The sequence below is a fragment of the Methylobacterium sp. J-030 genome (assembly GCF_022829545.1).
In the GTDB taxonomy this organism is placed as follows: domain Bacteria; phylum Pseudomonadota; class Alphaproteobacteria; order Rhizobiales; family Beijerinckiaceae; genus Methylobacterium.
In genome coordinates this window covers 1-7,232 of the sequence record NZ_JAKSYM010000044.1, presented here as the reverse complement: position 1 = coordinate 7,232, position 7,232 = coordinate 1, and the positions used below count along the sequence as shown (strand labels likewise).

17 protein-coding genes are annotated in these 7,232 nt (G+C 66.5%); 14 read left to right on the top strand and 3 right to left on the bottom strand.

All coding sequences use genetic code 11. The features are described from left to right. Positions 1 to 32 precede the first annotated feature (32 nt). Positions 33 to 176: a heme-binding protein gene (locus MKK75_RS36275; RefSeq protein WP_409567499.1), complete on the top strand. Its 144-nt coding sequence runs from the start codon at positions 33 to 35 to the stop codon at positions 174 to 176. Positions 177 to 250: 74 nt separating this feature from the next. Here the strand turns inward: MKK75_RS36275 and MKK75_RS01910 are convergent, their stop codons facing one another. Further along, positions 251 to 781 carry a hypothetical protein gene (locus MKK75_RS01910; RefSeq protein WP_244040943.1) on the bottom strand — a complete coding sequence of 177 codons (531 nt, stop codon included), beginning with the start codon at positions 779 to 781 and terminating at the stop codon, positions 251 to 253. A 136-nt stretch (positions 782 to 917) separates the two neighbouring features. After that, a complete protein-coding gene (locus MKK75_RS01905) occupies positions 918 to 1,214 on the bottom strand; it encodes a hypothetical protein (RefSeq protein WP_244040942.1) in 297 nt (98 codons plus the stop codon). Positions 1,215 to 1,268: 54 nt separating this feature from the next. Here MKK75_RS01905 and MKK75_RS01900 point away from each other — a divergent pair, with 54 nt between their 5' ends. The 3 genes from MKK75_RS01900 to MKK75_RS01890 are packed head-to-tail and all read left to right on the top strand — an operon-like array spanning position 1,269 to position 1,995. Further along, positions 1,269 to 1,544 carry a transcriptional regulator gene (locus tag MKK75_RS01900; RefSeq protein WP_244040941.1) on the top strand — a complete coding sequence of 92 codons (276 nt, stop codon included), beginning with the start codon at positions 1,269 to 1,271 and terminating at the stop codon, positions 1,542 to 1,544. Further along, on the top strand, positions 1,544 to 1,792 hold the full coding sequence (locus MKK75_RS01895) for a hypothetical protein (RefSeq protein ID WP_244040940.1): 249 nt from the start codon (positions 1,544 to 1,546) through the stop codon (positions 1,790 to 1,792). The genes MKK75_RS01900 and MKK75_RS01895 overlap by 1 nt, the downstream gene beginning before the upstream one ends. Further along, positions 1,789 to 1,995 (top strand): hypothetical protein, encoded by a 207-nt coding sequence (locus MKK75_RS01890; protein ID WP_244040939.1) that lies wholly within the window; start codon positions 1,789 to 1,791, stop codon positions 1,993 to 1,995. The genes MKK75_RS01895 and MKK75_RS01890 overlap by 4 nt, the downstream gene beginning before the upstream one ends. A gap of 169 nt (positions 1,996 to 2,164) precedes the next feature. On the opposite strand, the gene MKK75_RS01885 is transcribed toward MKK75_RS01890, so the two are convergent. Beyond that, a complete protein-coding gene (locus MKK75_RS01885) occupies positions 2,165 to 2,557 on the bottom strand; it encodes a hypothetical protein (RefSeq protein ID WP_244040938.1) in 393 nt (130 codons plus the stop codon). Here MKK75_RS01885 and MKK75_RS01880 point away from each other — a divergent pair. The 10 genes from MKK75_RS01880 to MKK75_RS01835 all read left to right on the top strand — a co-directional run. Then, on the top strand, positions 2,556 to 2,801 hold the full coding sequence (locus MKK75_RS01880) for a hypothetical protein (protein WP_244040937.1): 246 nt from the start codon (positions 2,556 to 2,558) through the stop codon (positions 2,799 to 2,801). The two genes, MKK75_RS01885 and MKK75_RS01880, sit on opposite strands and share 2 nt — an antisense overlap. Before the next feature lie 50 nt (positions 2,802 to 2,851). Then, positions 2,852 to 3,232, top strand: coding sequence for a hypothetical protein (locus MKK75_RS01875; protein ID WP_244040936.1), 381 nt, complete (start codon positions 2,852 to 2,854; stop codon positions 3,230 to 3,232). Further along, a complete protein-coding gene (locus MKK75_RS01870) occupies positions 3,229 to 3,516 on the top strand; it encodes a hypothetical protein (RefSeq protein WP_244040935.1) in 288 nt (95 codons plus the stop codon). The genes MKK75_RS01875 and MKK75_RS01870 overlap by 4 nt, the downstream gene beginning before the upstream one ends. Positions 3,517 to 3,574: 58 nt before the next feature. Beyond that, entirely contained in the window at positions 3,575 to 3,994 is a 420-nt protein-coding gene (locus tag MKK75_RS01865) for a DUF5681 domain-containing protein (RefSeq protein ID WP_244040934.1), read from the top strand. After that, complete coding sequence (locus MKK75_RS01860; RefSeq protein ID WP_244040933.1) at positions 3,991 to 4,260, top strand: hypothetical protein; 270 nt, start codon at positions 3,991 to 3,993, stop codon at positions 4,258 to 4,260. The genes MKK75_RS01865 and MKK75_RS01860 overlap by 4 nt, the downstream gene beginning before the upstream one ends. Beyond that, positions 4,257 to 4,442 (top strand): cytochrome c, encoded by a 186-nt coding sequence (locus tag MKK75_RS01855; protein ID WP_244040932.1) that lies wholly within the window; start codon positions 4,257 to 4,259, stop codon positions 4,440 to 4,442. Before MKK75_RS01860 ends, MKK75_RS01855 begins: the two co-directional genes overlap by 4 nt. Beyond that, complete coding sequence (locus tag MKK75_RS01850; RefSeq protein ID WP_244040931.1) at positions 4,439 to 4,702, top strand: hypothetical protein; 264 nt, start codon at positions 4,439 to 4,441, stop codon at positions 4,700 to 4,702. The genes MKK75_RS01855 and MKK75_RS01850 overlap by 4 nt, the downstream gene beginning before the upstream one ends. After that, entirely contained in the window at positions 4,702 to 4,923 is a 222-nt protein-coding gene (locus MKK75_RS01845) for a hypothetical protein (protein WP_244040930.1), read from the top strand. Before MKK75_RS01850 ends, MKK75_RS01845 begins: the two co-directional genes overlap by 1 nt. Before the next feature lie 513 nt (positions 4,924 to 5,436). Further along, positions 5,437 to 6,189 (top strand): MucR family transcriptional regulator, encoded by a 753-nt coding sequence (locus tag MKK75_RS01840; RefSeq protein WP_313901826.1) that lies wholly within the window; start codon positions 5,437 to 5,439, stop codon positions 6,187 to 6,189. A gap of 183 nt (positions 6,190 to 6,372) precedes the next feature. After that, a partial coding sequence (locus tag MKK75_RS01835) for a catalase family protein (RefSeq protein WP_244040929.1) occupies positions 6,373 to 7,232 on the top strand: 860 nt, incomplete at its 3' end.

The following is a 7,232-nucleotide window of genomic DNA, read 5'->3' as shown; positions in this document are numbered from 1 at the left end:
CGAACGCGGCGCTTCTCGCCTTCCCGGGACGCCTGCCACTGACGGGCGGGTTGCCGCTGCTGGTGGGCGATGAGATCGTGGGCGGCGTCGGCTCGTCGGGTGGCGAGCCCGAGGACGATCTAGCCGTGTGTCACGCCGTGTTCGTAGCGCTGCGAGAGCTGCCCCTCGCTGGCTGAGCGATTGTGCGCGCGGCCCGGTGATGGCTCGCCATCGGTTGCCCCGGCCTCATCAGGCTCGTGCTGGATCCCTGTCAGGCGGCGTCGGCCCGTGCCCAGCCCGGGATGCTCACCGGGTCAGACATCAGTGCTTCCTCGCGGGCCTCGTGGTCGGGCTCGTCACCGAACCCGGTGAAGCCGGTCGGCAGATCCACCCGCGTGAGGACGACGAGGGCGCGAGCGGCATGGGCGTATTCCGGTTCGCAATCGCCGCGACGGCCGTTCAGGTTGCCTTCGGCGTCGATAGCCATGGCCAGCGCGAGGGTACCGAGGCCGTCCAGCGTCGTCGGCGTCGGGGCCTCAATGATGGCTGCCAGCACTTCGCGGAGACGCCGCTCGACGCGAAGCCCGGCGCGGTATTCCGGGGTGTCGCTGTCAGCCATCAGATCGAACAACGGCATGACGGCGCGCTGCTCAGCGTAGGCGGCCAGCAACTCGGCGCGGATCTGCGATAGGGCAGGCGCCTTGCTGACGCGGGACAGGGCGGCGCGGGTTGCGGCGAGGCGGTCCGAGAGCGACGTGCGCAGCAGCGGCGTGGGGCGGGTGACGGTGAGGGCGTACGTCATGGGTCGTGCTCCGTGAGGGCTCGTTGCAGGGGTCTCAGGTCGGTGGTGAAGGGGTGCGAGCGGCGGCACGCATCGAATGGGTGCCAGAAATACGGTGGCCGCCGCCCGCGTCCGGCCGAACCCGGATCTCGTGAACTCAGTGTGCCGTGGCGTTCCGCGCCATCCGCGCGGCCTGCCAGGATGCTTTCAGACAGACGGACATCGCCGCCTGCCACGTACCGCCGTGGCGCTCCTGATGTGCCTTCGCGGCAGAGGCGGCCGCAGCCATCACGGCCGAGCGGTCGAACTGGCCCGCCACCACCAACGGGCGATGACGGAACTCAGCGAAGCCCTGGCAGCGAGCCCGGGCCGAGAGGAACCCGACCGGCACGACAGTCCGGTCAGAGCGGATGTCGCGGAGGGCGGCGTTCCAGGAGATGCTGCGGTTAGACATCGGCGTTGATCGCTCAGTGACCGTGTGATAGTCTGAATATCACTCGATCAATCGGTGGTCAACCGGCGCTCAGGTGATATTTTGACAATCACAGGCCAACAGCTTCGCGCTGCCCGTGCCATCTTGCGCTGGACCGCTCAGGATGTTGCCGATGCGGCACGCGTAGGCGTCGCAACCGTGCGCCGAGCCGAGATGCAGGAGGGTGCCCTTGGTGTGACCGCCGCGAACGAGGCTGCCATCCAGCGCGCCCTCGAAGCAGCCGGCATTCAGTTCATCCCGCAGAACGGCGGGGGCGCTGGTGTGCGCACGCGCGCGGCCGATCCCGACTGATGGCCGAGAGCGCTCCCGAGATTGCTCGCCAGATCCTGGTCCACAACGAGCAGACCAAGATCCGCGCGACGCTGCTCAATACCGTCGCCGCCGGCTTCATCGTGGCGGGCGTCATCACCCTGATCGTCGCGGCGTCCCGCGACGCGTCCAGCCCGACAGGCGCCACCCTGCTCCTAATGGTGGTTTGGTTCCTGCTCGCCGTGGCCCTACATTCCGCAGCGTTCCTGACCCTGGAGCGGCTGAGATGACCGACGCAGTTCTGCTCACGATCGCCGCCGCCGCCAGCGCTACCGTCATCCTGGCGGGAGCCAGCCTCGCCATGTCGAAGCGCAGCGCGGCTCGGATTGATCGCCTTGTGGCCGAGCGTGCCAGCGCGGATCGCTCGAAGCTCGAAGCCTCCATCAAGGGCCCCGGCCTCGCGCCCAGCGCGGCGCGCCCCGAGGGAGCCTGAGGCGCCAGCCGCCTCGACAGCTTCGGGCTTGATCGCCATCTTGCGCGCATGCCCGACCATCGAGGCCAGAGCTTCAACCCGCAGCAGGAACCGACGCCCCGCGGCGGCTGGTTCCGCTTGGAAGAGCGGCCGTACCCTAAGCGGCTGGACCGCGCGTTCCGGGCGCTCGCTATCCGACGCGCGATCCAGGGTGCCCGGCGGTCTTGATGCCGGCCTGCTGCAGGGTGCTGTAGAACTGCGAGGGGTCGAACATGGCCCGCGCCTGCTGCAGGCCGATCGGACTCGGCCGGTAAGGCTGGGCCAGTTTCATCTGCGGCGCCTTCTGGCCCTGCTGTTGCTGTTGCTTCACGGCGCCGAGCGCCTTGGCGACGTTGCTGTAGTAGCCACCCTGCGGCTGCTCGCCCAGGCTGAGACGGACCCCGCCGCTCTTGAGCCCGCTTGCTGCGCCCTCGACGCGCTCGCCGCCAACGACCGCCGCCAGATCCTGGCGAGCTACGCCGCCCTCACCCGTCCCGCAGCCTGAGAGGTCACCATGCCGAATGTCGTCCAGTTCCCCCCGCATGCAGGTCGAAATCCGAGACCGCACGTCCGGTATGCGCGTCGCTCTCCTCAACGGCCGCTGGTGCATCGAGCGGCTAGAGGCCGGCGCCATCACTGACCGGAGGTTCATGCCGACCCAGGCCGACGCCGAACGGAGCGCGCGTCGCATCGCCAGCCGCGACAAGGTGATGATGATCACGGCGCGCAGAAGCCGTCCGCGCCCTCGGCCGAGCTTCCACCAGGACACCCCTGACGATGCTGCCTGAGAGGAATCGCCATGCCGTCACCAGTCACAGCCTCGCGCACGCGCGCACCCGTGAGTTCGCAAAGTTGGCAGAGTGCTGCCGCCGCGACCATCGAGGCAGCCGCCGACGCCCTGCTGCGCATCGTCGTGACCGGCGAGCGCAAGCGGAACGCCGCTGCCAATCCAGAGTGGTTGCCCGGCCGCCCCTGGACCGATACCCTGGCGCAGGCATCGACCGATGCCCTCGACGTTGCGGGGCTAGCCGTCGATCCGATCGGCACCGCCTGCCGGGCCGAACTGCGCCGCATCGGTCACGCCCTGCACGCCGCCAACCCGCACGAGGTTTTTACCGCCCTAGAGGTGGAGATCGCCGAGATGGACCCGAGCCACGCCGGTTGGCGGGCGATCGTTCTGGAGATGGCCTGGCACGGGATCGGGAGGCCGCAGCCGTGATTGCCGCCCTTCCCGATTCGCCGACGCCGGCCAGCGTCCTCGCCCTGGTCCAGGGCATCGAGCGCCACGGCACGGCGCCAGCCGCCCTCGCATTCCGATCGGCCCTGTTCCGTGCCGGCCTGGAGGCGGACGTGGCCGGCGGTCTCGCCGTCTTGGTGGCGCTGGTGGATGCGGTCGCCGCGGCCGACCCTGGCCGTGCCGATGCCCGCACCGCGATCCTGTGCGGCGTATGGGCCGACCTGCTGCCTGCCGGCCAGGATCCGACGCCGTGGCCTGCGTTGTGATACTATCGTCCTGTATTTTTCCTGTTGTTTACAGGACCGCGCTGCCGAGGCCTGCGTGATGCCGAAGGAAGAAACTCAGTTCGAGCCCGGCCAGTCCGGCAACCCCGCTGGCCGCCCCCGCGGCTCGCGCAACCGCTCGACGCTGGCCCTGGAGGCCATCTTCGAGGGCGAGGCCGAGAAACTGTCTCGGAAGGCGATCGAGCTTGCCCTTGAAGGCGACGGCGGCGCGATGAAGCTGTGCCTCGACCGCCTGCTGTCGCCGCGCCGGGACCGCTCCATCACGTTCGACCTGCCGATCATCGAGACAGCCGAGGATCTACCCAAAGCGACCGAGGCCCTGCTGCGGGCCGTGTCGTCGGGCGAGATCACCCCATCCGAGGCTGCCGACGTCGGCAAGGCGGTAAGTGCTCACATCGAAGCGATCACCGCCGCCGACCTGCATCGGCGCCTCGCGGCACTGGAAGGACAGGGCGCATGAGGATCCGAGAGATTGAGACACGCCTCGCGCGCCTGGAGGCGAAGCGCGGCACCGGCCAGTTCGACCACCTGTCCTATGATCAGGTCGAGCGCGTGCTGTTCGACAGCCTGCATAAGCTGGCGACAGACGCCGGCGGCATCGACGCGCTGATGGACGCGTGGGACGCGGCCGAGGATCCGGAGGAGCGACAGCTCATCGCGCGGATCCGTTCGTGCGACCACGACGTCGCCACCTATTACCGGGATTTGAGGGCGCGGCTGTCATGAGGATCAAGGAAATCGAGGCCCGTGTCATCCGGTTGGAGAAGCGGACCCCTGGTTTTCTTCCGGGACCGGACCGCTACACCGACGAGGAGTTGGATGCCCTGATCGATTGGCTCAGGCAGCCGGATCCCACGACGCAGAGCTGGGCCGCCACCCTGCTGCGCCGAGAGGGGATGATCGAATGAGGATCAAGGAGATCGAGGCGAAGATCGCCAAGCTGGAAGCGAGCCCCCGGTACAGCGGTCTGGCGCGTCTGTCCGACGCGGATCTGGATCGGCAGATCGTGCTCGGCCTGAACGAGATGGCGGCCGACTGGCCGTCCTTTGGCGCGATGGTCTCAGGCCTGCGTGCGTCGCCGATGCCGGCCGACAAGGACCTCGCCGGCCAGATCGAGGCTATCGTTAGCGACTGGCAGGCCCAGCAACGGCAGAAGGCGGCGCAGTGATGTCGGCTGGTTCGTTGCCCAACCCGCATCTCGAAATCGAGCGCGCCGACGGACCGGGTGAGCCATGGAAGTGGTCGATTTACTATGGCCAAGGCGGCCTGCTCATCCAGAGCTCGGAGCACCGTTACCCGACCACCGACGCAGCGAAGCGGGCGGGGGACAAGGCCTTTCTGGTCATTCGGACGCGCATGCCGCCCGATGCTGGCGGTGGCGATCTGTAGAAGTTTACAGACGGCGGCTTTCCCGACGATCGTTACAGCAACCGCCGTCTCCGCACGGTACAGGCGCCGCGCGGGTCTCCCCGGGCGCAGTGAGGGGCACGCAACCTCAAGCTAATTCTCTCGTCACCGATAACTCCTTATTATCGATGCCTAGCAGAACGTAGCTATTTCAGGTAGCGCAACTCTAGCGCGGTGCCGCCTTTCAGAAACATCTGCAGTCTGTAAGCTTGGGGTGGTTCTCAGTAATCGCTGCGCTTTCGCTGAAAGGCCTACGTGCTACATCCCGCCCGTCGCTCCGGCTCGGATGCCGAACGGCACAGGGCCGAACCACGTCGACACGGGATCCGGCCCACTTCCTCATCAGGGGCGCATCGTCACCGACCCGTCGTCGGGATCGACTGCCTCAACCCGAGGGCAAGAGTGCCCCATCACGCCGGCCGTGTTGTCGAGGGCGCGATTGCAAGCGGCGGTCAGAGTGTCGCTGGAGCGCGTCGGCATTACGGATAGGATCTCGTGCAACAAGCGAGCTACGAAGGTCTCTCGGAAAAAATCGCCAAAGTCCACATCGGCGCACTCGCGCTCGAATGCCGAGGCTACGTTCTCGGCGATAATATGCGCACTGCTCTCAAGAGCCGGAGACTCCATCATGGCGGCTTTGATAGCAGCAGAAACAAAATTTTGCTTTCAAAATCATTGCGTTTTGACGCCCATCCACAGAATATGGGTTTTTATAATAATAGGTGCACTGTGGACGCGATCGTAGAAACAATCGAGCCGAAGGCCCTCAATTACACCGACCTGACGACGAGCCTTATCGCAGCATACGTGTCGAACAACCATATCCAGCCAAGCGAGATTGGGGCTCTGATCGCCAGCATGCATGCTGCCCTCACTGGGCTCGGCCGAGGTAAGATCGCCAGCGCTCCCCCAACTGAGAAGCTCTCCCCCGCTCAGATCCGGAAATCCATCACCCCGGACGCACTGGTCAGCTTCATCGACGGCAAGCCGTATAAGACCCTGAAGCGGCATGTCACCGGTAACGGCATGACGATGGAGGAGTACCGGACGCGCTTCGGCCTGCCGCGCGATTACCCGTCCGTGGCGGCCAGCTACTCCGAGACGCGCTCGGCACTCGCCAAAAACCTTGGGCTCGGCCAGCAGCGGAAGAACTCGGCGAAGGCCGTCGAGCGCGCCGAGGTCGTTTCCGACAAGCCGAAGCGTGCCGCTGGTCGGCCGCGGAAGTCTGAGGGAAGCCCTGGGGCCTAAGGCGCAGGGCGGATCTGTCTGTTCCCTCCGGCTTGCATCAGCTAGCGTCCGACTCCGACGCGATGCTGAATGGCGCCCCAGCGCCGTGAGAGTGAGCGCCACGTCTCCAGCCGGAGCGGACGATTAGGAACTTGGCCATGCGCACGGAACTTCATCCAAAGAACCGCGCGTGAGAGCCCGAGAATGAATTACCTGCGCTACACCCATGACATCGAGCAGCCAGCTCCAGACGAGCAGGCGACGATCGACGGCATCATCAAGGGTATGACGCAGCAGTCCGAGACGGTCGAGAAGCGCGAGCACCATGCGGTCCGTGCCAGCCACGCCAAAAGCTCGGCTTGCGTGACCGGCGAACTCACGATCGCAACCAATCTACCTCCGGAGTTGGCGCAGGGCCTCTTCGCCACGCCGGGGACGCGACCGATTGCGGTTCGCTTCGCGCAGGGCCCGGGCGAGACGCTCGGTGACCGGGTCTCCACTCACCGTGGCATGTCCATCAAGGTGTTCGACGTCCCCGGCGAGAAGCTGCCCGGCCACGACGCTGATACCCAGGACTTCGTGCTCGCCACCGGCACGACCTTCCCATCTGGTACGGCCGCGGGCTTCCTGCGCGATGGTACGGTCATCGGCAAATCCACCGCGCTGCCAGAGGGGGTCAAGAGCGCGGTCTCGTCGACCATGCGCAACCTCAATCGGGCGCTGCACGCCTTCGGCACGGAGAGCGCGCTCGCCGACTTCTTCGGCCATCCGTACAGCCATCCCCTCGCCGACAGCTACTTCAGCCAAGCTCCGATCCGTTTTGGCGATTACGTGGCCAAGCTCGCGGCCGTTCCCACGGCCGAGGCTCAGCGCGCCCTATCCGAGTGGCGGCTCGACCCACACGTCGACGAGGACGGCTTCCGCCACGCGGCAATCGACTTCTTCCGCGAGCATGATGTGGCGTTCGAGCTGAAGGCTCAACTCTGGGCCGACGCCGAGAGGCAACCTATCGAGGACGCGTCGGTCGATTGGCCGATCTCGGTAAGCCCCTACCGGACCGTGGC